The 21775-nt window shown below is 64.4% G+C and carries 24 protein-coding genes and 1 tRNA gene; 12 read left to right on the forward strand and 13 right to left on the reverse strand.

The annotated features are described in order from the left end of the window. Together KBY85_RS06945 and KBY85_RS06950 are read left to right on the forward strand one after the other, a co-directional pair. Positions 1–170, forward strand: a 170-nt coding sequence (locus KBY85_RS06945; RefSeq protein ID WP_254960851.1) for an FAD-dependent oxidoreductase, incomplete at its 5' end; no start/stop codon positions are given. Between the two features lie 2 nt (positions 171–172). Continuing rightward, positions 173–1084, forward strand: a complete 912-nt coding sequence (locus KBY85_RS06950) for a phytoene synthase (RefSeq protein ID WP_396121822.1) — start codon at positions 173–175, stop codon at positions 1082–1084. On the opposite strand, the gene KBY85_RS06955 is transcribed toward KBY85_RS06950, so the two are convergent. From KBY85_RS06955 to KBY85_RS06965, 3 genes are all read right to left on the reverse strand, one after another. Further along, positions 1072–1992, reverse strand: coding sequence for an alpha/beta fold hydrolase (locus tag KBY85_RS06955; protein WP_254960801.1), 921 nt, complete (start codon positions 1990–1992; stop codon positions 1072–1074). The genes KBY85_RS06950 and KBY85_RS06955 overlap by 13 nt on opposite strands. A gap of 65 nt (positions 1993–2057) precedes the next feature. Further along, a complete protein-coding gene (locus tag KBY85_RS06960) occupies positions 2058–2486 on the reverse strand; it encodes an RNA-binding protein (RefSeq protein WP_106632655.1) in 429 nt (142 codons plus the stop codon). Between the two features lie 67 nt (positions 2487–2553). After that, a complete protein-coding gene (locus tag KBY85_RS06965; protein WP_254960802.1) occupies positions 2554–3855 on the reverse strand; it encodes a CCA tRNA nucleotidyltransferase in 1302 nt (433 codons plus the stop codon). A gap of 28 nt (positions 3856–3883) precedes the next feature. Between KBY85_RS06965 and KBY85_RS06970 the strand changes: the two genes are divergently transcribed. From KBY85_RS06970 to KBY85_RS06980, 3 genes are read left to right on the forward strand one after another with little or no spacing between them, the layout of a single operon-like run. Beyond that, positions 3884–4135 (forward strand): Ycf34 family protein, encoded by a 252-nt coding sequence (locus tag KBY85_RS06970; protein ID WP_254935639.1) that lies wholly within the window; start codon positions 3884–3886, stop codon positions 4133–4135. A gap of 10 nt (positions 4136–4145) precedes the next feature. Continuing rightward, positions 4146–4760: a tRNA (adenosine(37)-N6)-threonylcarbamoyltransferase complex dimerization subunit type 1 TsaB gene (tsaB, locus tag KBY85_RS06975; RefSeq protein WP_254960803.1), complete on the forward strand. Its 615-nt coding sequence runs from the start codon at positions 4146–4148 to the stop codon at positions 4758–4760. Then, a complete protein-coding gene (locus KBY85_RS06980) occupies positions 4760–5425 on the forward strand; it encodes a YdcF family protein (protein WP_254960804.1) in 666 nt (221 codons plus the stop codon). The genes tsaB and KBY85_RS06980 overlap by 1 nt, the downstream gene beginning before the upstream one ends. On the opposite strand, the gene KBY85_RS06985 is transcribed toward KBY85_RS06980, so the two are convergent. From KBY85_RS06985 to rpaB, 5 genes are all read right to left on the reverse strand, one after another. Next, positions 5367–6080, reverse strand: coding sequence for a 1-acyl-sn-glycerol-3-phosphate acyltransferase (locus tag KBY85_RS06985; RefSeq protein WP_254960806.1), 714 nt, complete (start codon positions 6078–6080; stop codon positions 5367–5369). The two genes, KBY85_RS06980 and KBY85_RS06985, sit on opposite strands and share 59 nt — an antisense overlap. Continuing rightward, positions 6077–6970 (reverse strand): ACP S-malonyltransferase, encoded by an 894-nt coding sequence (gene fabD, locus KBY85_RS06990; protein ID WP_254960807.1) that lies wholly within the window; start codon positions 6968–6970, stop codon positions 6077–6079. Before fabD ends, KBY85_RS06985 begins: the two co-directional genes overlap by 4 nt. A gap of 38 nt (positions 6971–7008) precedes the next feature. Further along, a complete protein-coding gene (locus tag KBY85_RS06995; RefSeq protein ID WP_254960853.1) occupies positions 7009–8001 on the reverse strand; it encodes a beta-ketoacyl-ACP synthase III in 993 nt (330 codons plus the stop codon). Positions 8002–8080: 79 nt separating this feature from the next. Next, complete coding sequence (gene plsX / locus KBY85_RS07000; RefSeq protein WP_254960809.1) at positions 8081–9412, reverse strand: phosphate acyltransferase PlsX; 1332 nt, start codon at positions 9410–9412, stop codon at positions 8081–8083. Continuing rightward, a complete protein-coding gene (gene rpaB / locus KBY85_RS07005) occupies positions 9393–10163 on the reverse strand; it encodes a response regulator transcription factor RpaB (protein ID WP_254941379.1) in 771 nt (256 codons plus the stop codon). The genes plsX and rpaB overlap by 20 nt, the downstream gene beginning before the upstream one ends. 112 nt (positions 10164–10275) lie before the next feature. Here rpaB and radA point away from each other — a divergent pair, with 112 nt between their 5' ends. Then, positions 10276–11745 carry a DNA repair protein RadA gene (gene radA / locus KBY85_RS07010; RefSeq protein ID WP_254960810.1) on the forward strand — a complete coding sequence of 490 codons (1470 nt, stop codon included), beginning with the start codon at positions 10276–10278 and terminating at the stop codon, positions 11743–11745. A 6-nt stretch (positions 11746–11751) separates the two neighbouring features. Here radA and KBY85_RS07015 read toward each other — a convergent pair whose 3' ends face one another. Further along, complete coding sequence (locus KBY85_RS07015) at positions 11752–12273, reverse strand: photosystem I assembly protein Ycf3 (protein ID WP_254960815.1); 522 nt, start codon at positions 12271–12273, stop codon at positions 11752–11754. A 71-nt stretch (positions 12274–12344) separates the two neighbouring features. On the opposite strand from KBY85_RS07015, the gene KBY85_RS07020 reads away from it, so the two are divergent. From KBY85_RS07020 to KBY85_RS07030, 3 genes are read left to right on the forward strand one after another with little or no spacing between them, the layout of a single operon-like run. Further along, positions 12345–14666: a heavy metal translocating P-type ATPase gene (locus KBY85_RS07020; RefSeq protein WP_396121823.1), complete on the forward strand. Its 2322-nt coding sequence runs from the start codon at positions 12345–12347 to the stop codon at positions 14664–14666. Then, positions 14656–15336 (forward strand): dTMP kinase, encoded by a 681-nt coding sequence (gene tmk, locus KBY85_RS07025; protein ID WP_254960817.1) that lies wholly within the window; start codon positions 14656–14658, stop codon positions 15334–15336. Before KBY85_RS07020 ends, tmk begins: the two co-directional genes overlap by 11 nt. Further along, complete coding sequence (locus tag KBY85_RS07030) at positions 15333–16283, forward strand: DNA polymerase III subunit delta' (RefSeq protein WP_254960818.1); 951 nt, start codon at positions 15333–15335, stop codon at positions 16281–16283. Before tmk ends, KBY85_RS07030 begins: the two co-directional genes overlap by 4 nt. On the opposite strand, the gene KBY85_RS07035 is transcribed toward KBY85_RS07030, so the two are convergent. The 4 genes from KBY85_RS07035 to KBY85_RS07050 all read right to left on the reverse strand — a co-directional run bounded on the left by KBY85_RS07035 (position 16284) and on the right by KBY85_RS07050 (position 18362). Continuing rightward, positions 16284–17009: a response regulator transcription factor gene (locus KBY85_RS07035; RefSeq protein WP_254935582.1), complete on the reverse strand. Its 726-nt coding sequence runs from the start codon at positions 17007–17009 to the stop codon at positions 16284–16286. Between the two features lie 271 nt (positions 17010–17280). Continuing rightward, positions 17281–17352, reverse strand: a tRNA-Asn gene (locus tag KBY85_RS07040). A 29-nt stretch (positions 17353–17381) separates the two neighbouring features. Next, positions 17382–18065 carry an ABC transporter ATP-binding protein gene (locus KBY85_RS07045; protein WP_254960819.1) on the reverse strand — a complete coding sequence of 228 codons (684 nt, stop codon included), beginning with the start codon at positions 18063–18065 and terminating at the stop codon, positions 17382–17384. Positions 18066–18098: 33 nt separating this feature from the next. After that, positions 18099–18362 carry a hypothetical protein gene (locus KBY85_RS07050; protein WP_254960821.1) on the reverse strand — a complete coding sequence of 88 codons (264 nt, stop codon included), beginning with the start codon at positions 18360–18362 and terminating at the stop codon, positions 18099–18101. 178 nt (positions 18363–18540) lie between these two features. On the opposite strand from KBY85_RS07050, the gene psbD reads away from it, so the two are divergent. The 3 genes from psbD (at position 18541) to KBY85_RS07065 (ending at position 21566) form a co-directional block, all read left to right on the forward strand. Then, entirely contained in the window at positions 18541–19596 is a 1056-nt protein-coding gene (gene psbD, locus KBY85_RS07055) for a photosystem II D2 protein (photosystem q(a) protein) (protein ID WP_254960822.1), read from the forward strand. Positions 19597–19688: 92 nt separating this feature from the next. Next, positions 19689–19826, forward strand: coding sequence for a hypothetical protein (locus tag KBY85_RS07060; protein WP_254960823.1), 138 nt, complete (start codon positions 19689–19691; stop codon positions 19824–19826). 198 nt (positions 19827–20024) lie between these two features. After that, positions 20025–21566: an iron uptake porin gene (locus KBY85_RS07065; protein ID WP_254960824.1), complete on the forward strand. Its 1542-nt coding sequence runs from the start codon at positions 20025–20027 to the stop codon at positions 21564–21566. The last annotated feature ends 209 nt before the right edge of the window (positions 21567–21775 follow it).

The following is a 21775-nucleotide window of genomic DNA, read 5'->3' on the forward strand; positions in this document are numbered from 1 at the left end:
CGGTTTACAAAACCGTGCCTGGCTGCCAGCAACTGCGGCCCGATCAAGCCTCGCCGATCCCCAACTTCTTCTTGGCCGGCTGCTACACCATGCAGCGCTACCTGGCCTCAATGGAGGGGGCGGTGCTCAGCGGTAAGCAGTGTGCCCAGGCGATTGGTAATGCGGTCTAGTCGTGGTGGTTTCCTCGCTCCCAAATTTGGAGAAGGCTTATGAGGCCTGCCGGCAGGAGACGGCCGAGTGGGCTAAGACCTTTTATCTGGGCACCTTGTTGATGCCGCCGGCCAAGCGCCGGGCGATTTGGGCGATTTATGTGTGGTGCCGCCGCACAGATGAGCTGATGGATAGTGCGGAGGCCCAAGCCCGTCCTGTGGCAGAGCTGGCAGCTCGCCTAGATGCCTGGGAGGAGCGCACTAGGGCCCTGTTTGCTGGCGAGGTTTGCGATGGTCTTGATCTGGTTATGCGGGACACGATGGAGCGTTACCCCCAGCCCCTGCAGGCTTACTTAGACATGATCGAGGGTCAGAGGATGGATCTGCGCCTGCACCGTTACCCCACCTTTGAAGATCTAGAGCTCTACTGCTACCGGGTGGCAGGCACTGTTGGCCTGATGACTCAGGAGGTGATGGGATTGGATCCTGCCTATACAAGCGCGCCTTGGAGTGATCGGCCGGACACCTCCCACGCAGCTGTAGCCCTCGGCATCGCCAACCAGCTCACCAACATTCTTCGCGACGTGGGCGAAGATCGTTCTAGAGGGCGTATTTACCTTCCCCAGGAAGATCTGGAGCGATTTGGTTATAGTGAAGCCGAATTGCTTGCCGGCACTGTTAACGACAATTGGCGTGCGCTGATGCGATTCCAGCTGGAGAGAGCTCGAATGTGGTTTGCCCGCTCAGAGTCAGGCGTGCGCTGGCTTGCTCCCGACGCTCGATGGCCCGTATGGGCATCGCTACGGCTATATAGGGGCATTCTTGATGTAATTGAGGAGCACCACTACGACGTTTTTAACAAGCGAGCCTTTGTGCCTAGGGCTGGCAAGCTATTCGATCTACCTTTTTCCTATCTGGTCGCTCAGGTGCGCTGAGTAGCGCCGCCTTTAATCCACTCCAGCAGAATTGAATTCACCAGCTCAGGTGCTTCGTCGTGGGGGCAATGTCCAAGTCCTGGCAGCACGCGTAGATCCTGAATACAGGAGTATTGCTCTGCCCAGCGGCGCGCCTCGGCTGGGTCCTCCCAGGGATCGGCTTCCCCCCAGATCATGCGCACCGGCAGCGCCGGTGTGGCGGCGCTTAGGTCGGCCAGCAGATCGGGGGCCAGGTGGTCGTTAAATAGGTTGACGAAGCCGCGAAAACTTTCCGTGGCACCTGGATCGGTGCTGGGCCGGTGCAGCAGGGCTACCAGCTCATCGTCGATGTGGGCACCACTCGGGTAGGCCTGCGCCAGCACGCTGCGAATGAAGGCCGGCTGAGCCAGTAGGCGAAACAGGGGTGCGATCACCCAGCGCTGCCGCACCAGCTGCTTCACCAGGGGGCGACTGGCCCGTTCCCAGCCGGGCAGCTGGGCCGCCCGTTTGTCGTCGAGGGTGCGCTGGGCGCAGTCGATCAGGATCACCTGAAAGGGTGGGAAACCCTCTGCCAGTAGCAGCCTGGCGGCGGTGAGGGCCACCATCGCGCCGATCGAGTTGCCCACCAGGTGCACGCGGGGCTGGGCTGGGCCGCTGCCAGGTTCGGCCAGAAGCAATTGCCTCACCGCGTCGGCTACCTGGCGGCCCCAGAGGTCGAAGCAGTACTGAACAGCGCCCTGCCTTGGCGGCTCTTGAGCTAATCGCGAAACAGGCTTATCGCTGGCGCCAAAGCCCAGCAGGTCGAGGGCGATCACCCGGGCATGGGGAGCGAGGGCCGGCAGGTTGTGGCGCCAATGGCCCACAGACGCCCCAAAGCCATGGATAAGCACAACCCGGTCGGTGCTGCTCGGCGAGCCCGCTGCAAGCAAGTGGATCCGATGTCCCTGCCAGTTCCAGTCGCTGGGGATCGGATCCGTATCAGTAAGTGCTTGGCTCAGACAGCAGCCTTCTGATTAGCCAGCAGGTCCTTGAGCTTGGCCAGTTCGCCGGCCCAGCGGGGATCGGGAGCTTCGCTATCGACGTTGTCGGCGTGCACAACCTTGTTGACGGCCTTGCGGGCAGCGGTGGGAGCCGCGCCGCCGGGGCGACGCTCGCCGGGGGCAGGGCTGCGGCTGTCCTTGCGCTCAGAGATTTCGATGCGCATGGCATTGCCACCGAAATCCTTGCCGTTGAGCTGCTCGATCACGGTTTCGGCAGTCTTTTGATCTTCGACATTTGCAAAGCCGAAGCCGCGGCAAGCGCCGGTGTCGCGGTCGTTGACGGCCTTGAAACGGACTCCTTCACCCACGGCACTGAACAGAGCCTCGAGCTCCTTGGCATCAAAGGTCTGCGGCAGGTTGCCGACGTAGAGGCGAATGCTCATGGGGAAGGGGGAAGAAAACTTTCTGCAGGCGAGGAGAAGCCTCTCGAAGCGCCTTTACATCAGAAAGTTAATCACGCCGCCGGTCCTCGCTTCCCTCCCGTGCGTGTTGCTGCCACCAGCTTTGTGCCGCCGCCAGCACTTCTGCGCGGGCATCAGCATGGGCCTCGGGCCCTGCAACCAGGCGCCCGAAAGCTCGCTCGAGGGTCAGGTGTGCGAGCAGGCGCCCCAGCAGGCGGCCTGGGGGAATCGCCAGCTCCTGCTGCAGGCTGAGGCCATCTAGGGGCGGCGCTGGATGGAACAGGGGGTCGCTTGGCAGGCGCCAGCGCTCCAGTAGGCCCGCCCCCGACTGGGGGAGCAGCAGTAGCAGGGCGGGCAGATCGGCCTCCAACGCGCTGCATAGGGCCAGGCGTCCAGCCTCCGGTAGCCCATCCCAGCCACCCACTGAGCCCAGCTCCTGGCGCCAGTGGCGCAGGGCCCGGCTGCGTTGCTGCAGCCTGCGGCTGCTGCGCAGGCCGGCCAGGGCTTCAGGTGTCAGCAGGGCAGTTAGGCGCGCAAGAGGCAGGGCCCAAGAGATTTCTTCGGCTTCCAGGCCCCGATCCTGGGCTTGATTCAGGCCCAGTGCGCTTAGGGCGGCGGCACCCGTCTCAGTTGTACCGCTGATAGTGGCATCGGCGCCCCAACTCCCTAGTAGGCCGCATTCCAGGGCCAGGGCCAGGCCCGTTTCTCCGTAGGCAGCGCAGGCCAATTTCTCCAGCTCCGCCAGCACCCGTTCGCCGGCTACCTGGGCGAGCTGGCTGGCATGGGATTCAATCCAGCGGCTGCTGGTGGGGTCTAGTTCAAAGTTCAGGCAGCAGGCCAGGCGGATGCCTCGCAGCAGGCGCAGGGGGTCGGCGAGCAGATTTGCTTCGCTCACCGCCACCAGCTGACGGCTGCCCAGGTGATTGAGACCGCCGGTGGGGTCCACCAGGGCTGCCGCGGCGGCGCCGGCGGCGGGCACGGGCAGGGCGATGGCGTTGATTGTGTAGTCGCGGCGCCTCAGGTCTGCTTCCAGGCTTGAACCTTCCTGGCGGGCCAGGTCGAGGCTCCAGCCCCCCAGCACCAGCCGGGCGATGCTGCGCTCCGCATCCAGCACCACGCAGGTGCCGCCATGGTCCCTGGCCAGCTGGCGGGCCAGGGCTAGGGCATCTCCAGGCACCACTACGTCCAGGTCCGGCTGGCGCTCCAGGCCCCCCAGCAGACCATCGCGCACGGCGCCGCCCACCAGGGCCGTGCCAGGTGGCAGGGCTTCTCGGGGAAGGGGCCAGGGCTCGGCCAGCAGGCGCTGCCACAGCTCTTCTGCCACCTCGCCAGTGGGGCGGTGAGCCGTCACAATGGGTCCCTGGCTCCGCCTGGGCAGCATGTGCATCTGCGTGGATTGCCACTGGGTCGACCGCTGTCAGGCTTACCACGCGGTGGAGCGTCAGCACGGTGCGCCCCACCTCTGCCTGGAGCCCGATCTCAGCCCGACCGAGCCACGCATTCACGTGCAGGTGCAGGATCTTCCCGCAGGTGGGGTGGGAGTGGAGTGGGACGTGCGCGCCTGCGGCAGTTTTCAGCGGGATGTGGGCCGCTGGCAGCGTCTCTGCCCAGGCGCAGCCCTGCCGCGATGAGGACAAGCTGATGGCTGCCGTTTTGGCCTTGCACAGCTCCAGTAAGGTGCTCGGTGTAGGAGTTCGCTGGCTTGACGGGCCAAGCGCTCTGGCGGGCCGCACTGTGGTGCGCGCCTTTCCTCTCGGCCGCGAGCTCTCCAACCAGCTGTTCAGCTGCATTGAACAACTATTGCCAGCTGAGCAGTGGCCCCAGCTCAGCCGCCTGGCGGTGGCCACTGGTCCAGGCGGGTTCACCGGCACCCGGCTCACGGTGGTGCTGGCCCGCACCTTGGCCCAGCAGTTGCAGTTGCCCCTCGACGGCGTGGGCAGCTTTTTGCTGGTGGCCCGGCGGCTGGGGATTGGCGAGCCAACCTGGTTGGTGCAGGAGCTGCCGCGCCGCGGCGTGGTGGCTGGGCTTTATGCCCCTGCTGGCCCAGATCGCGCCATCATCGAGTTGCAGGCGCCCCGGCTGTTTGCCCCAGATACGCCCTTGCCGCCGGGTCCCCAGCTGTCCGCCGCGGCCCTGCTGCCCAACGACGTTGAGCAATTGCTTGAGCTAAGCGTGCAGGCGGCAGATCAGGGCCTGGCAGCTCCCTGGCAGCCCGTGTTGCCCTCCTACCCCACTTCGCCGGTTGCGGGGCTCTGATGGTGTCCCAACCCGATCCGCTGCAGCGCCCTCCCCTTCGCCGTGTTCAGGGGCGCTCCCGCAAGCGGCGCTCTCGCCGGCCTCGCCCCAGCCCCTGGGGGCTGGTGGCGCTGCTGCTGGCTGGTGGTTTTCTTTGGCTGTCGCGCGGTTGGTGGTGGCCGGCGCCCCCGCCAGCCCAGATGATCCTGGTGCTGGGCGGCGATCTGGCGCGGGAGCGGGAGGCGGCGGCTTTGGCGGCCCGCCGGGGATTGCCGGTGGTGGTCAGTGGCGGCAGTAATCCTGAATATGCTCATTGGTTGTTTGAGCAACGCCAGGGCTTGCCATCCCACCAGGTGCAGCTCGACTACCGAGCTCGCGACACCCTTTCCAATTTCACCTCCCTGGTGGACGATCTGCGCCAAGCCCGCATCCGCCACGCCCTGCTAGTCACCAGCAGTGACCACATGGACCGGGCTCTGCTGGTGGGAAGGATCGTGGCCGGCAGCCGCGGCATCCACCTCACTCCGGTGCCGGTTTCCTGTGGTGATAAATGTCAGCCGGAGGGGCGGCGCAAGGTGTGGGGCGATGGACTCCGGGCTGCCTTGTGGGTGCTGAGTGGCAGAGACCTCAAGGACTGGGCGGCAGCTCGCCTGCCTGGCCAGCTGGGCCCAGCTGGCGGCCATTGATCAAACCCTGGTCGAGCAGAGCATTGATCTGGGCCTGACAGGCGGCCGTGGCGACGTCGAGGTCGGCTCTCCGCCGTGAGGCGGGTGGTGCAATTGGCGTGCCAATGCGGATGTGAATGGGCAGTAGCCGTGCCCCCGCTTGCCCAGGCCCCAGGGCCCGGTGGCTGTTGATGATCGCCACTGGCAGCAGGGGCACGCCGGCTCGGGCCGCCAGCAGGGCGGCGCCAGCCTGGGGATCATTCACCCGGCCATTGCTCTGGCGGGTGCCGTCGATGAATACGCCGGTGGCCCAACCCTCGAGCAGGCGGTTGGTGGCGGTGCGGATGGCCTCGCGGTCGCTGGCACCTCGGGACACCGGGTAGGCGCCGCAGGCCCGGATGATGGCGCCGAGTATCGGCACCCTGAACAGCTCTGCCTTGGCCATGAAGGCCACTGGCCGGCCAAGGGCGTGGCCCAGTAGGGGTGGGTCAAGGTGGGAGCCGTGGTTCGCCACCACCACCAAAGCCCCTTGCCTTGGCACGTTGCCATTGCCAGCGGTGCGGCCGCGAAACAACAAGCGGTAAATCGGAAACACCAGCAGACAGCTGATCAGCCGGTAGGTGAGGCTCGGCGGCGGTGTGCGGATCAGGGCCGGCGGCTGGCTTGATTGGCTCATAGGGCCAGGTCGGCGGCGCTGCTGATCTGGGCGGTTTGGATGCCCGGGCAGCTGCGTTTGATTAGGCCGCTGAGCACGGCTCCAGGTCCAATCTCCACAACGATATCGATGCCCAGAGCCCCGAACTGCGCCATGGTTTCACGCCAGCGCACGCCGGTGGTCATCTGACGCACAAGGCGGGCCTTGAGCGCGGCGGCGTTGGTTTCGGGGCTGGGATCGGTATTGCTGAGCACGGGGATCGCCGCATCGGCGAAGGCCACCGATTCCAGCTCGGTGGCAAAGGCGGTGGCTGCTGCCGCCATGAAGGGGGAGTGGAAGGCACCGCTAACGGCCAAGGGAATCGCCCGTTTGCACTTCAAGCTGCTGCTGACGGCTGCCACCGCCTCGGCGCTTCCGGAGAGCACCACCTGGGCGTCGCTGTTGTCGTTGGCAACAACCACCCCTTCGGTGGCTGCCACCAGGTCATCCAGTTCGCTCCGCTCGAAGCCCATCACCGCCGTCATGGCACCGCCGCCGGCAGCGGCCATCAAGGTGCTGCGGCTTTTCATCAGCTGCAGACCGGTGGCGACGTCGAACACCCCCGCCACATGCAAGGCGACCAGCTCGCCCAGGCTGTGGCCAGCTACTAGATGGGGCATCCGTCCCTGGGCCTGCAGGGCTTCTGCCAGCAGGCTTTCAATCACAAATAGGGCCGGTTGGGTGTTGCGGGTGTCGTTGAGATCGCTTAAGTCGCCGCCACCCCCCGTGCCTGAGCAGATCGCCAGCAGGTCCCGGCCCAGCAGGGCTGAGGCTTGCTCGAAACGCTCCCGGGCGCCAGGCAGCTGCAGCACCGGCTCTGCCATGCCCACTTTCTGCGAGCCCTGGCCAGGAAACACCCAGGCAATGCCCATGCCTTCACCCTCTAACTAAGTCGGCAGGAGATTAGGTCTCAGTCGGTGGGGCCCTGCCAGCGCAGGAGAGCCGCACCCCAGCTAAGGCCGGCGCCAAAGCCGCTGCTGGCCAGCAGATGGCCAGGCTGCACCCGGCCGTCCTTGACGGCTTCATCGAGCATTAATGGAATCGTGGCGGCCGAGGTGTTGCCGTAGAGGGCCAGGTTGCTCAGCACCTGGCTGTGGTCTATGGCGAAGCGGTCGGCAACGGCGTCGAGGATGCGCTGGTTGGCCTGGTGCAGCAGCAGCCAGTCGAGTTGCTCGGGGGCGGTGCCGGTGGCTTCCAGCAACTCGCTGAGGATTGCCGGCACCTCTCGCACCGCAAATTTGTAGACCTCTTGGCCGTTCATCTGGATCGGGGCAAAGCCGCCCCGCTGGGCCGTGAGCTCCCCGAGCAGGGGTGCGTGTTTATCCAGCTGGGCAAGAGTTAGGCAGCCGTTGCGGCTGCCGTCGGAGCGCATCCGGAAACCCAGTAGGCCGTTGTCTTTCGCTCCGCAAGCCTCCACTGCCACGGCGCCGGCACCATCGCCAAACAGCACGCAGGTGCTGCGGTCGTCCCAGTCGACCCAGCGACTGAGCTGATCGGCGCCGATCACCAGAGCCCGCTTCATGGCTCCGCTGCCCAAATACTGGCTGGCGGTGATCAAGGCAAACAGAAAGCCGCTGCAGGCGGCGGTGAGATCGAAGGCCACCGCGCGTCTGGCGCCTAAGGCCCCCTGCACCTGCGGCGCCGTGCCGAATAAATCGTCGGGGCTTGAGGTGGCCAGCAGGATCAGGTCGACATCGTCTGGGCTCCAGCCGGCATGGTCGAGGGCGGCCTGGGCGGCGCGGCTGGCTAGGCAGGTGAGGGATTCGCTGGGGCCTGCGATCCGGCGGGCGCCAATGCCAGTGCGGGTGCGGATCCACTCGTCATTGGTGTCAACCCTCTCGCTGAGTTGCTGATTGGTGATGCTGGCGGCTGGCACTGCGCTGCCGCATCCAACTAAGGCCATGCCCAGCAGGCCCGTTGCATTTAGTTCTGGTGTGTTGACTCCGCCGAGCGACACCGGGAAAGGTTCACAGTTGGCTCAGTCAATCACAGGCGACTGGCGCTTCGGGGCTGCCCGCTTCGCTGAGGGCGTGGAGGTTGGCCATCACACCGTGGCTGGCGGCGGAGTGGGCCAGGCGCAGGGCGCTGAGCACCGAGAGAGCCTTGCTGCTGCCATGGCCGATTACGCATACCCCATTAACCCCGAGCAGTAGGGCGCCGCCATGTTCGGCATGGTCGAGGCGTTTTTTAATGCGGCGCAGGTTGTTGATCAGGAAGGCCGAGCCCACCTTGCCGCGGCGGCCCCTGGGCAGTTCCTCTTTGATCACATCCAGCAGCACGCTGCCCACGGATTCCAGGAACTTCAACAGCACGTTGCCGGTGAAGCCGTCGCACACCACCACGTCGAACTGGCCCGAGAGGATGTCGCGCCCTTCGCAGTTGCCGGCGAAGGTGAAGCGCTCTTCTTCTGCCAGCAGGGAGTAGGTGCGCAGGCAGAGCTCGTTGCCCTTGCACTCCTCTTCGCCGATATTCACCAGGCCGATGCGGGGCTGGGCCACCTGCAACACATCACGGCTGTAGATGTGTCCAAGCAGCGCCCACTGGTGCAGGTAGGCGGGCTTGCAATCCATGTTGGCGCCCACATCGAGCACCAGTACCTGCTGTTCTGTGTCTTTGGTGGGGAATAGGGCGCCGATGGCTGGGCGATCGATGCTCTTGAGTCTGCCCAGCCGGAATATCGCCGCAGCCATCACGGCGCCGGAGTTGCCAGCGGAATAGACCGCCGTGGCCTCGCCCTGCTTCACCAGATCCATGGCCTTGTTGATGCTGGCGTCGCGCTTCTTGCGCACCACCGTGGCCTCTTCGTTCATGCCCACCGAGGGGCCGCTCGCCACAAGCTCGATCAGGCCGCGAGCCACGGCTTCGTTGAGTTCGTCCTGGAGGCCCATGGCGGTCACGGCGGCCTGTAGCAGGGCCGTTTCGGCCACGAAACGCACCCGCAGGGGCAACAATTCCACGGCCCGCAGGCAGCCCTCCAGAATTGGCCCAGGGGCGTGGTCCCCACCCATGCCATCCACCGCTACCCAGAGGCGGTCGGAGTCGTTGATCGGAGTGTCTTCGCCCGGTCCGCCCAGGCCCCGTTGCAGGCGGCGTAGGGGGTCGAACACCAGCGGCTGCAGCACCGTGTTGGCCATGTTGCCGGCCACGCTGGTGGCGGTGCCAGCCACATTGCCAGCAGTGTTGGCGGCGGAGCTGGCGGCAGAAGTGGCGCTATCCACCAGGCTGGTTACCGCCGCGTTGCGGCGATACCAGATCACCAGCCGGCGGATGGCCCGGCTGGGCTTGGCGCGCTTTTCAGGTCCCTTCGGAGGCAACGGCGTCAACGATGCGTTGGAACAAATAACCGGTGCCGCGAGCTGTGAGGATCAACTCGGGGTTGGCAGGATCATCCTCCAGTTTGGAGCGCAGACGGGAAATGTGGACATCCACCACCCGGGTATCCACGTGACGCTCCGGGGTGTAGCCCCACACATCCTTGAGAATTTCACCCCGGCTGAAGGGTTCGCCGCTGCGGCTCACCAGCAGCTCCAGCAGGCTGAACTCCATGCCGGTGAGGCGGATGCGCTCATCACCTCGATACACCTGACGCTTGTTGGTGTCGATGCGCAGTTCGCCCACCGTGATCACCCCGGAATTGGGAGAACCGGCGATGGACTCCTTCTCCACCCGGCGCAGCACGCAGCGGATGCGGGCTTCCAGCTCCTTGGGGCTGAAGGGTTTCACCACGTAGTCGTCGGCGCCGAGCTCGAGGCCGGTGATCCGATCTGCCACATCGCCTAGGGCGGTGAGCATGACGATCGGCACATCCGATTCCTTGCGGAGCTCCTGGCAGACGCCATAGCCGTCAAGCTTCGGCATCATCACGTCGAGTACCACCAGATCCGGCTGAGTGGTCTTGAACAATTCCAGGGCCTCGATGCCGTCGCAGGCTGTGATCACCTGATAACCGATCATCGATAGCCGGGTCTCCAGGATCCGCCGGATGCTGGCTTCGTCGTCGACGACAAGGATTATTTCCTTGCCGTGATTGTTCCCGAGGGTGGTGGTTGGGGCGGATGCCGTCATCACTGCAGCCGGGCTGCTACATCAGGTAGCCCCCACTGAAAAGGCGGGAGGGGGCGAAATTTATTCAATGCCACCTTTCTTCATACAGCCCTCTCTCCTCAGCCCTTAGTTCGTGGCCAAGCCCAGCACTTTTTTTGTTTGCACTAGCTGCGGAGCCCAGGCCCGCCAGTTTTTTGGCAAGTGCGCCAGCTGCGGTAGCTGGAACACCTTGGTGGAGCAAAAAGCTGCTCCGGCGGCCGACAGTCGGCGCCGGCGGCCGGTGGCCGAGGCTGCTGCCGCTGAAGCCGTTGTCGCCGGCCAGCCGCGACGCTCCGAGCCGATCCAAGCGGTGGGCGAGCGGGCCTTGCAGCGGCTTAGCAGCGGCTACGGCGAATTCGATCGGGTGCTGGGCGGTGGCCTGGTGCCCGGCTCCCTGGTGCTGGTGGGCGGCGACCCGGGAATTGGTAAGAGCACCCTGCTGCTGCAGAGCGCCCGCGCTATGGCGGGTCGGGCGTCGGTGCTCTACGTGAGTGCAGAGGAGTCGGCCCAGCAGGTGAAGCTGCGCTGGCGTCGCCTGGCCGAGGCGTCTCCTGCTCAACCAGAAGCTGGTCAACCAGAAGCTGGCGAATCCAAAGCTGGGGCTGATTTTCAGCTGCTCGCTGAAACCGATCTGGAGCTGGTGCTGCAGGAGCTGGAGGCGTTGCGGCCAGCGGTGGCGATCATTGACTCCATTCAGGCCCTCCATGACGCCGAACTGGGCAGCGCCCCTGGTTCGGTGTCCCAGGTGCGGGAATGTGCCGCCGCCCTGGCCCGCATCGCCAAGCGCCAGGACACCGCCCTGCTGCTGGTGGGCCACGTGACCAAGGAGGGCGCCCTGGCGGGCCCGAAGGTGCTCGAGCATCTGGTTGATGCGGTGCTGACCTTTGAGGGCGACCGCTTTGCGAGCCACCGGCTGCTGCGGGCGGTGAAAAACCGCTTCGGCGCCACCCATGAGCTGGGCGTTTTCGAGATGCGTGATCGGGGCCTGGCCGAGGTGACCAACCCCAGCGAGCTATTTCTCGGCGGCGATGAACCCAGCGCCGGCACCGCCACGATCGTGGCCTGCGAGGGCACCAGACCCCTGGTAGTGGAAATGCAGGCTTTGGTGAGCACCACCAGTTACGCCAGCCCGCGCCGCAGCGCCACCGGCATCGCCGTTAATCGCTTGCACCAGATCTTGGCCGTGCTCGAAAAGCACCTGGGCCTGCCCCTTTCGCGCTTTGACTGCTACCTGGCGGTGGCCGGTGGGCTGGAGGTGGAGGAGCCCGCGGCGGATCTCGGCGTGGCCGCGGCGGTGGTGGCTAGCTACCGCGATCTCACCCTGCCGCCCGGCACGGTGCTGGTGGGGGAGCTGGGTCTGGGCGGCCAGCTGCGGCCCGTGGGGCAGCTGGAGCTGCGGCTGCAGGAGGCGGCGCGGCTGGGCTTCACCAGGGCGGTGGTGCCGAGGGGCACGGGCCTGGCCAAGGCGGCCGCTGGGTTTGGTCTGCAGCTACTTGAAGCCGGTGGCGTGGCTGAGGCGCTGGTAGCCGCCCTGGGGGTGAATCCGGCCGACGACCGGGGTTAATCCGGTTCAGAAATACACGTCGACGCTGCCACGGCCACTGGTTTTGAGCCAGTTCTGGGCTTCGATGTAGTTGTTTGGTGCCAGCCGGATCGCCTTGCCCCAGAAGTCGGCTGCCTGATCGAAACAGCGATCAGCTTCATCGGCATCGCCGCTCTCTTCGGCGATTGAGCCCAGGTGGTGGTGAATCACCGCAATGTTGTTGAGGGCCTGGGGCATCTTGCTGTTGAGATCCAGGGCCTGGCCATATAAGTCAAGCGCTTTGGCGTGGTCACCGTTTGAGGCAAACACCAACCCCATGTTGTAGAGGATGAAAGCCTTGTCGTTGGGGTCGTCCTCGAGGGTTAGCGCCTCCTCGTAGTTCTCAAGGGCTTCTGCGTATTCGCCGTCGGCCTGGGCGCTCATGCCGTCGCGGTAGTAGGCGAAGGCCTCCTTGGCGCGACGGTTGGTGGGCAGCACCTTGAGGATCAAGTCGGCCATCACCGTGAAGCTCTTATCGATGAAGTTGTCGTTGCGCTGACTGCGGGGCACGGGCTCGGGCTGCGGACTTCGTGGGCCCATCCTGGCGGATGTCCCTAGCCTGAGCCGACTCCTTTACCTGCTTGGCCTTGCACTCGCTCCAGGAGCCGCCTCTGCTGGAGCCCCTCCTGCTGGAGATCGAGGGGATGAAGTGCGGTGGCTGCGTGCGGGCCGTGGAGCAGCGCCTGCTGGATCAGCCCGGGGTGCGCCAGGCCAGCGTCAACCTCTTAACCCGCACTGCCTGGGTCGATCTCGCCTCTGCGGAAGCGGATCAAGGGAACCTGGTTGAGGCCTTGGCAGAGCTGGGTTTCCAGGCGCGACTGCGCTCCACTGAAATCGAGTTTTCGAGTCGTCGGGAGCGCTTGCGGGCGCGCAGCTGGTGGCAGCAGTGGCGCCAGCTGGTGGTGGCCCTGCTACTGCTGCTGGTGTCCGTGCTCGGCCATCTGCCAGGGGCGGGGCTAGGTGACCTCTGGATTCACGCCTTGGTCGCCACTGCAGCTTTGGCAGGGCCCGGGCGGCCAATTTTGGTGCGGGGAATCCAGGGAGCTCTGGCCGGCTTGCCCAGCATGGACACCCTGGTGGGGCTGGGGGTATTCAGTGCGTATGGGGCCAGCTTGGTGGCCTTCCTTTGGCCCCAAACCGGCTGGCCTTGCTTTTTCAATGAGCCGGTGATGCTGCTTGGCTTTGTGCTGCTGGGCCGCTTTTTGGAGGAACGGGCCCGCTTTCGCACCGGCCGTGCCCTCGAGCAGCTCGCTGAGCTCCAACCTGACACCGCCCTGCTGCTGCTTGGCGATGGGCCGTCACGTCCTGTGCGGGTTGGCGGCCTGCGCCCCGGTGACCGCGTCAGGTTGCTGCCCGGAGACCGGGTGCCAGTTGATGGCGTGGTGCTGGAGGGCTGCTCGGCGGTGGATGTTTCAGGCCTTACCGGCGAACCGCTTCCGCTGCAGGCCGCTGCCGGCAGCGAGCTCGCTGCCGGCAGCCTCAATTTGGAAGCGCCCTTGGTGCTGGAGGTGAGTCGCCGTGGGGCCGACAGCGCCATTGCCCGGATCATCCATTTGGTGGAGCGGGCCCAGGCGCGCAAGGCGCCAATTCAGGCCCTCGTGGACCGGATCGCCGGGCGTTTCACCCTGGTGGTGCTGGCTTTAGCGGTGGCGACGCTGCTTTTTTGGTGGTTGCTAGGCACCGAGATCTGGCCCCAGGTGCTCAACTCCCCCCATGCGGCCGGTCATGCCGGGGGCCACGCCGGCCATGGGGTGCTCGGCACCAGCGCCGAAACCCCCTTTGCATTGGCCCTGCAATTAGCAATTGCGGTGTTGGTGGTGGCCTGCCCCTGCGCCCTGGGCCTAGCTACCCCCACCGCCATCACGGTGGGCACCGGTAGGGCGGCCCGGGAGGGTTTGCTGTTTCGCGGTGGTGATGCGATTGAAACCGCTGCCCGGCTCCAGGCTGTGCTGTTCGATAAAACCGGCACCCTCACCCTGGGGCGTGCCTTGGTGGCGGCGGTGGAGCCCCTCGCTGATCTTGATGCCGATCGGCTGGTGCAACTGGCTGCCAGTCTTGAAGCGGGCAGTCGCCATCCCCTGGGCCAGGCCTTGCTGCAGGAAGCCCAACGCCGTGATCTGGCGCTGTTTGAGCTGGGTGATTCCCACACCACAGCCGGTGAAGGCGTGGCGGGCTTGGTTGAGGGCAGGAGGTTGCGGGTTGGACGGCTGGCCTGGGTGGAGCCGGCGCCCTCAGCCCAATTGCTTGCCCGCCAGGCTCTGCTCGAGTGTCAAGGGGCCAGTGTTCTGGCTTTGGCCGACGACCAGCTGGGCCTGCTCGGATTAGTAGCAATCAATGATCAGCCCCGCCCGGACGCGGCGGCGGTGCTGGCAGCCTTGCGGGGCATGGATCTGGAGCTTGGCCTGCTTAGTGGTGATCGGCGTGAGCCGGTGCAGCAGCTGGGCCGCAGGCTTGGTCTGGCTGAGGCCGAGCTGGCCTGGGAACTGCGGCCCGAGCAGAAGCTGGAGCGCATCCTGAAGCATCCGGCCTACGGCGCCCTGGCGATGGTGGGTGATGGCATTAACGACGCCCCAGCCCTGGCTGCGGCAGACCTTGGCATCGCCGTTGGCACGGGCACCCAGATCGCCCAGGACAGCGCCGATTTGGTGGTGATGGGCGAGCAGCTCGACGGCATTGTGCGGGCCCTGCTGCTGGCCCGCCGCACCATGGCCAAGGTGCGCCAAAACCTTGCTTGGGCCTTTGGTTACAACCTGATCGTGCTGCCCTTGGCGGCCGGCGTGTTGCTGCCCGGCTTTGGGCTATTGCTCACCCCGCCGCTGGCTGCCCTGCTGATGGCTCTTAGCTCGATCACGGTGGTGGCAAATGCCCTGTTGTTGCAGGATGGGAGGGACTATGACAGCTGATTTCCAGGTGTCAGAGTCGGCAGTGGCTCCCCAAGGCAGGTTCGTGGTGCTTGAGGGCATCGATGGCTGTGGCAAGAGCACCCAGATCGAGGCTCTACGCCGCTGGTTGCCCACCAGTGGCTTGCTGGCCCCCGGGGCCGAGCTGCTGGTGACCCGGGAGCCGGGTGGCACTGCCCTGGGGGCCGCCCTGCGTCAGCTGCTTCTGCACCCCCCAGGTGAGGCGGCGCCGGAGCCAATGGCCGAGCTGCTGCTCTACGCCGCCGATCGGGCCCAGCATGTGGAGCAATGCATTCGGCCGGCTCTGGCGGCCGGCCATTGGGTGCTGAGCGATCGCTACAGCGGCTCTACGGCGGCCTATCAGGGCTATGGCCGCGGCCTCGACCTGGCCCGTATCGCCCAGCTGGAGGAGCTTGCTACGGGAGGCCTGGCCCCCGATCTCACTCTTTGGCTGGAGTTGCCCCTGGCCGAATCCCTGCGCCGCCGCGGTGAGCGCACTGCCGACCGCATCGAGGCCAGCGGTGAGGCTTTTCTGCAGCGGGTTATCGAGGGTTTTGCGGCCCTGGCCGCAGGGCGGGGCTGGCGGCGGGTTGATGCCACCGGGGCACCGGAGCAGGTGGCGGCAGCCTGCTGCGGCTTTCTGGCCGAGCTTGCGGCTGGTTCGCCCCCATGACGGCCCTGTTTAAGGACCTGCTTGGTCAGACCAGGGCCGTAGCCCTGCTCGAGGCCTCCTTGGTTAAGGGGCGGCTGGCGCCGGCCTATCTGTTTGCCGGCCCAGATGGCGTCGGGCGGCGGTTGGCGGCGTTGCGCTTTTTGGAGGGTGTGCTGGCAGGGCTTCAGGGCGATGCCGGTATCCGCCGGCGTCTGCAGGAGGGAAACCACCCGGATCTGCTCTGGGTCGAGCCCACCTATCAGGACAAAGGCCAGTTGGTGCCGGCTTCCAAGGCCGAGGAGCTGGGTTTGGCGCGGCGGGCTGCACCCCAGCTGCGGCTTGAGCAGATTCGCGACGTTTCGCGCTTTTTATCCCGCCGGGCCGTGGAAGCCAGGGGTTGTGTGGTGGTGCTGGAGGACGCCGAGGCGATGGCGGAGGGGGCAGCCAATGCCTTGCTCAAAACCCTGGAGGAGCCCGGCGAGGGCCTGTTGATCCTGATCGCGGCGAAGCCAGAGCAGCTGCTCACCACGATTCGCTCCCGCTGCCAGCAGATCCCCTTCACCCGGCTCAGCTCCGAGCAGCTGGCGGTCGTGCTGGAGCGCTGCGGTGAGCCCGCCCCAACGGCCGATTCAGCTGAACTGCTGGAGTTGGCTGCGGGTTCGCCGGGAGGCCTGCTGCGTTGCCGCCAGGCCTGGGCAGCCCTGCCTGAGGGGCTGGCGGCAAGGTTGCTGGATTTGGCAGCAGCTGCGGAGCCCCTCCAGGCCCTGGCTCTGGCAAGGGATCTGGCCGAGGCCCTTGATGCTGAACAACAGCTATGGCTGCTTGGCTGGTGGCAGCTGGCGTTATGGAGGCGGCAGGCCCCGGTGGCCCAGCTCCAGCGTCTGGAACTCCTGCGCAGCCAGCTGCGCGCCTACGTGCAGCCGCGGCTGGCCTGGGAAGTGGCCCTGCTGGAGTTGGCCGGGATCTGATCAGCTGGCCTGGGCTTGGCGTTCGCTGGGTAGCTCCAGGCAGTAGCCGGCGCCGTACACCGTTTTGATGAAGCGGGGTTTACGGGGATCGGGCTCGAGCTTGGTGCGTAGGTGGCGCACGTGCACCCTGATGGTCTCGATGTCGTCGTCAGGTTCGTAGCCCCACACCTCCTTGAGGATCAGGGAAGGGGCCACGGTTTGGCCGTGGCGCTGCAGCAGGCAGTGCAGCAGTTCGAATTCCAGGTGGGTGAGGCGCACCGGCTCGTCAAACCAGATGGCTTCAAAGCGCTCCGGTACCAAGGTGATGCAGCCGTAGCTGAGGATTTCGTTGTGCTTGGTGGATAGGGGGGCATGGTCGCTGCGGCGCAGCAGCGCCTTAACCCGCACCATCAGCTCCTCGAGATCGAAGGGCTTGGGGAGATAGTCGTCGGCGCCGGAATTGAAACCGCTCACCTTGTCTTTGATGCTGCCGAGGGCCGTGAGCATCAGGATCGGGATCTTGGCAGTCCGCTCATCGCGCCGTAGCCGCTGGCAGAGGGTGAGGCCGTCCACCTTGGGCAACATCAGATCCAGCAGGATCAGATCAGGGCTGTATTGAAGAGCAAGGGCCTGGCCCTTGATGCCGTCTTCGGCGCGCTGTACGTCGAAGCCGCCATGCTCCAGGTGGCCTGCCACCAGCTCGCGCATGTCGCTGTCGTCTTCGATCAGCAGGATGCAGGGCTTCATGGAATGAGGTGGCGGAGCAATCGCTACCGCCGGAGCGAACTTCAGCGCATTTTCTCCGTTTTTGCCCGGATGGGTGAGCTCCGGCCGCTGATTGAAGGTTTGCTGAAATGATTCTTTTGGGCTGATCGCGCCCGTTCGCCTGACTCAGGCCAGTGGGGGCAAGCCCTGCCGCTGTCATCTTTGGCCGGATCTTCAGGATTTCTTCCTGGTTTTTTGTTGCGGCGCGGGCAATAAAAAACCGCAACCCAAGGGCTGCGGTTTGGTGAATAAGCTCCCCGGGCGGGATTCGAACCTGCGACCAATCGATTAACAGTCGATCGCTCTACCGCTGAGCTACCGAGGAATAAGCCGGATCAAACCGGTTCGAAGACCTTACCCTTCGGCCCTGCCGCCCTGCAAGGGGGCCAAGCGCTGGGCTAGCTGCTGTCCGTTCTGCCAGCTCCCCACGGAGCCGTGCTCCATCAAGGCGGCGCCATCGCAGTGCTGCAGCTCCTCAAGCCGGTGGGTGATCCAAAGGGCAGTGAGTGGGGCTGCGGGCAGGTGGGTGAGCTGCCAGAGCAACTGCAAAACCCCGTTTTGGCTGTCGGGGTCTAACAGGGCGGTTGGTTCATCCAGCAGCACTAGATCGGCGTCGCTGGCAAGGGCGCCGGCTATGGCCAAGCGCTGCTTCTGGCCGCCGCTGAGGGTGTGGATCGGCCGCTCCTCAAAACCGCCTAACCCCACTTGGGCAAGGGATTCGGCCACTCGCGAGCGCCGATCATCGTCGCTTAAATCTGCTGGCAGGCCTAGTTGCAGGTCGCTGGCGCAGCTGGGCAGCAGCAGCTGATGGTCTGGGTTTTGAAAAACGAGTGCGGCCTTGCCGGCAGCTTGAATGCGGCCGCTGCGGGGTTCCAGCAGGCCGGCGATCAACCGCAGCAAAGTGCTCTTGCCGCTGCCATTGGTGCCCACCAGCATCCATAGCCCTGGCCTCGGGATCTGCAGGTTGCAGTGACTCAGGGCCGGACGGCCATTGGGCCAGGTGAAGCTCAGGCGCTCAACGGTGAGAGGAGGGGTCATGACCGGGTGGCTCCAGCGCGATGCCGTGGCAGCTCAGCTGTCGAAGCTGAAACCGGGGCGCTTGCCGCCACTACCCGTGGCTGATTTCTCGTACAGCTGCACCGCAACCACTTCACTGCAAAGCAAGGTGATCCGCTTTTCCTCCTCCTTCTCGCAAGTGAGTTCCAGCAGTCGGGGGCCATCGCCTTCGAGGACCTGCCGCACCTGGTTGTAGAGGACCTGGGCATCGTTCAACTCCTTGCGCTGAACGGCAACAGGCATGGGGCTGAGCTTGAGGGAGAGCTCTATTACGTACATGGAAGGGGGTTGGGCTGGCCCCACTGTGGCGAATCCCGTCCCCCATAGTGCAAGAAGCGACTTGGGCAAAACGCAACTGGCGGCCCCTAGGTAAATCTGCTCAGCGTTGCGGTGGGTTTGCGCAGCTGACGGTTGTGACCCGTAGTATTCCGATGTAACGCTTCATGAAGCCGCTCTCATGACGATCGCCTTAGGCCGCGCGCCGCAGCGGGGATGGTTCGACATCCTCGATGACTGGCTCAAGCGCGACCGCTTCGTATTTGTGGGGTGGTCTGGTCTGCTCCTGTTCCCCACGGCCTATTTGGCCCTGGGTGGCTGGCTCACCGGCACCACCTTTGTCACTTCCTGGTACACCCACGGAATTGCCAGCTCCTACCTAGAGGGCTGCAACTTCCTCACCGCCGCCGTCAGCACTCCTGCTGATGCCATGGGTCACAGCTTGCTGTTGCTCTGGGGCCCAGAAGCCCAAGGCGACTTCGTGCGCTGGTGTCAGCTCGGTGGCCTCTGGCCCTTCGTTGCCTTGCACGGCGCCTTCGCCCTGATCGGTTTCATGCTGCGTCAGTTCGAGATTGCCCGCTTGGTTGGCATCCGTCCTTACAACGCCATCGCCTTCTCCGGCCCGATTGCGGTGTTCGTCAGTGTTTTCCTGATGTATCCGCTGGGCCAGAGCAGCTGGTTCTTTGCGCCCTCCTTTGGAGTGGCGGCAATCTTCCGCTTCCTGCTCTTCCTGCAGGGCTTCCACAACTGGACGCTTAACCCCTTCCACATGATGGGAGTGGCCGGCATCCTCGGCGGTGCCCTGCTGTGCGCCATCCACGGCGCCACGGTTGAGAACACCCTGTTTGAGGACTCCGATCAGTCGAACACCTTCAAGGCGTTCGAGCCCACCCAGGAAGAAGAGACCTACTCAATGGTCACCGCCAACCGCTTCTGGAGCCAGATCTTCGGGATCGCCTTCTCCAACAAGCGCTGGCTGCACTTCTTCATGCTGTTTGTGCCGGTGATGGGTCTTTGGACCAGCAGCATTGGCATCATCGGCCTTGCCCTCAACCTGCGCGCCTATGACTTCGTGTCACAGGAGATCCGCGCCGCTGAGGACCCCGAATTTGAAACCTTCTACACCAAGAACATCTTGCTGAATGAAGGTCTGCGTGCCTGGATGGCACCGGCTGACCAGCCGCATGAAAACTTCGTCTTCCCTGAAGAGGTTCTGCCCCGCGGCAACGCTCTTTGATCGAAGCCTGGTTTTGATATTCGAAATCAGCCTCAGCGCCCCCACGGGGGCGCTTTTTTGTTGGCTAAATTTCGCGAGTTCTGTCAGCAGTGATGTGGCAAAGATCTGGACCTTCGGGTGCTGATCCTGCCGAATGCATCGCCGGCTGGCTCCAATCCCCAGAGGAGGAGGTGCCCGTGAGTTCCAGTTGTTTCACCCAGGGTCTGCTGATCGCGGAGAACGCCGGCTGATTTCGGCGCCTGATTCCTGATCAAACGGTTCCGCGCCATAGCGGACCCGGCGAGAGCCCCCGACGAGCCCCGTGCCCGTCGGGGGCATCGTTTTGGGAGCGCGTGTCATTGTGCGCAGTGGCACAGGCCCAGGCGCCGTTGCCGTGATGTCGAGTGAATATGTGTTCGGCGCATTGCGCCATCTCGTGTGAGGAACCCATGAAACTCTTTAAGCAACTCCTGGTTGCACCTGCAGCTCTTGGTCTGCTGGCCCCCGTGGCCGCTACCGCAGCTGAGCTCAACTTGGACGGCGTCAACAAGTACGCCTCCGAGGAGCAAGTCACCAGCATCTCCCAGTTCTCTGACGTCAAGCCCACCGACTGGGCTTACCAGGCTCTGTCCAACCTGATCGAGCGCTACGGCTGCGTCGCTGGTTACCCCGATGGCACCTACAAGGGCGCCCGGGCCATGACCCGCTTCGAAGCAGCTGCTCTGCTCAACGCTTGTCTCGACCGCGTCACCGAAGTGACCGACGAGCTCAAGAAGCTGATGGCCGAGTTCGAGAAGGAACTCGCCATCCTCAAGGGTCGCGTTGACGGCCTCGAGGCCAAAGTGGGCGAACTGGAAGCTAACCAGTTCTCCACCACCACCAAGCTGAAGGGTATCGCCACCATGGTGCTTGGCGGCGCCACCAACGGTGCCAATGCTGCCAACAACCCCATTACTGGGCTCAATGGCAACGATGCGAGCGAAGTCACCTTCAACTATGACGTTCGCCTGATCTTCGACACCAGCTTCACCGGCAAGGACCTGCTGCGCACCACCCTGCGTTCCGGCAACTTCTCCAACTCCATCTTCGGCAACGGCAACACTCTCCTTGAAACCGCCTTCCAGGAAGAAACTGGTTTAGGCAACACCAGTGGCCAAGACACGGTTGGCATCAACCGCCTCTTCTATCAGTTCCCGATTGGCGAAAACGTCACCGCCACCTTCGGTGCGAAGGTTCGTCAGGACGACATGCTGGCTATGTGGCCCAGCTTGTATCCCGGTGACAGCGTCCTGGATCTCTTCACCTACGCCGGTGCCGGTGGTACCTACTCCCTCAACCTGGGCGCTGGTGCTGGTCTCTGGTATCAGAAGGATGGCTTCAGCATGAGCGCCAACTTCGTTTCCAACGAAATTGCTGCTGAAAACTCCACCTTGGGTGTTGATGAGGCTTACACCTTCACAGCCCAGGTTGGTTATGCCGGCAAAAACTGGGGTGTGGCCCTGGCATACACTTACGCAGATTTCGCCGGAGCTAGCGATCCTGCGTTCAACACTGTTGGCGCTTTCGACGCCAACCCCTACTTGGGCAATGGTGGTCTGAGTGCTTACTGGCAGCCTGAGGAGTCCGGTTGGATCCCCTCGATCAGCGCTGGTGTTGGCTTCGGCACCTCTAATCAGGTCCTCGCTGACGACAACTACAGCTGGATGGTTGGCCTGCAGTGGGCTGATCTCTTCATGAAGGGCAATGCTCTTGGTATGGCGATTGGCACCTCCGGTCAACTCCAGACCGGTTCTCCTACGGGCCGCGGCATCGTCACCGACAACGGCGAATCCAACCTGGCCTATGAGCTGTGGTACAAGTTCCAGGTCACCGACAATATCAGCGTGACCCCCGCCTTCTTCTGGATTGAGAACTCACAAGTTCTGGGCGGCGCCCCTGGTACCGGCGACGACACCTACGGTGCACTGCTGAAGACCACCTTCAAGTTCTGATCCTCAGAACCCAACTGGACCGGATTCCTCACACATTTCCGGTCCTTTCCTCCTCCACTTCTCAACACACACCTCAATCAACCCCAGCCTCGGCTGGGGTTTTTTGTTGGGCAGCAACAAGCGATATTGGCAGTCAGTGGGGCTTGAGTTCCTAAAGTCATCAACAAATTCCTTTGCTTGCGGAGGCTGAGCCCTGGCTGCTGCTGAAC

The sequence above is a fragment of the Cyanobium sp. BA5m-10 genome (assembly GCF_024346255.1).
In the GTDB taxonomy this organism is placed as follows: Bacteria; Cyanobacteriota; Cyanobacteriia; order PCC-6307; family Cyanobiaceae; genus Cyanobium_A; species Cyanobium_A usitatum.

Excerpts from the sequence above, each read along its gene's own strand:
- tmk (WP_254960817.1), top strand. The coding sequence starts at position 14,656 with ATGACAGCTGATTTCCAGGTGTCAGAGTCGGCAGTGGCTCCCCAAGGC.
- KBY85_RS07045 (WP_254960819.1), bottom strand. The coding sequence starts at position 18,065 with ATGACCCCTCCTCTCACCGTTGAGCGCCTGAGCTTCACCTGGCCCAAT.
- psbD (WP_254960822.1), top strand. The coding sequence starts at position 18,541 with ATGACGATCGCCTTAGGCCGCGCGCCGCAGCGGGGATGGTTCGACATC.
- fabD (WP_254960807.1), bottom strand. The coding sequence starts at position 6,970 with ATGGGCATTGCCTGGGTGTTTCCTGGCCAGGGCTCGCAGAAAGTGGGC.
- tsaB (WP_254960803.1), top strand. The coding sequence starts at position 4,146 with ATGGCTGCCGTTTTGGCCTTGCACAGCTCCAGTAAGGTGCTCGGTGTA.
- KBY85_RS07050 (WP_254960821.1), bottom strand. The coding sequence starts at position 18,362 with ATGTACGTAATAGAGCTCTCCCTCAAGCTCAGCCCCATGCCTGTTGCC.
- KBY85_RS06985 (WP_254960806.1), bottom strand. The coding sequence starts at position 6,080 with ATGAGCCAATCAAGCCAGCCGCCGGCCCTGATCCGCACACCGCCGCCG.
- KBY85_RS07065 (WP_254960824.1), top strand. The coding sequence starts at position 20,025 with ATGAAACTCTTTAAGCAACTCCTGGTTGCACCTGCAGCTCTTGGTCTG.
- KBY85_RS07030 (WP_254960818.1), top strand. The coding sequence starts at position 15,333 with ATGACGGCCCTGTTTAAGGACCTGCTTGGTCAGACCAGGGCCGTAGCC.
- KBY85_RS06970 (WP_254935639.1), top strand. The coding sequence starts at position 3,884 with ATGTGCATCTGCGTGGATTGCCACTGGGTCGACCGCTGTCAGGCTTAC.
- KBY85_RS07035 (WP_254935582.1), bottom strand. The coding sequence starts at position 17,009 with ATGAAGCCCTGCATCCTGCTGATCGAAGACGACAGCGACATGCGCGAG.
- KBY85_RS06980 (WP_254960804.1), top strand. The coding sequence starts at position 4,760 with ATGGTGTCCCAACCCGATCCGCTGCAGCGCCCTCCCCTTCGCCGTGTT.
- KBY85_RS06995 (WP_254960853.1), bottom strand. The coding sequence starts at position 8,001 with ATGGCCTTAGTTGGATGCGGCAGCGCAGTGCCAGCCGCCAGCATCACC.
- rpaB (WP_254941379.1), bottom strand. The coding sequence starts at position 10,163 with ATGACGGCATCCGCCCCAACCACCACCCTCGGGAACAATCACGGCAAG.
- KBY85_RS06960 (WP_106632655.1), bottom strand. The coding sequence starts at position 2,486 with ATGAGCATTCGCCTCTACGTCGGCAACCTGCCGCAGACCTTTGATGCC.
- KBY85_RS07060 (WP_254960823.1), top strand. The coding sequence starts at position 19,689 with ATGTGGCAAAGATCTGGACCTTCGGGTGCTGATCCTGCCGAATGCATC.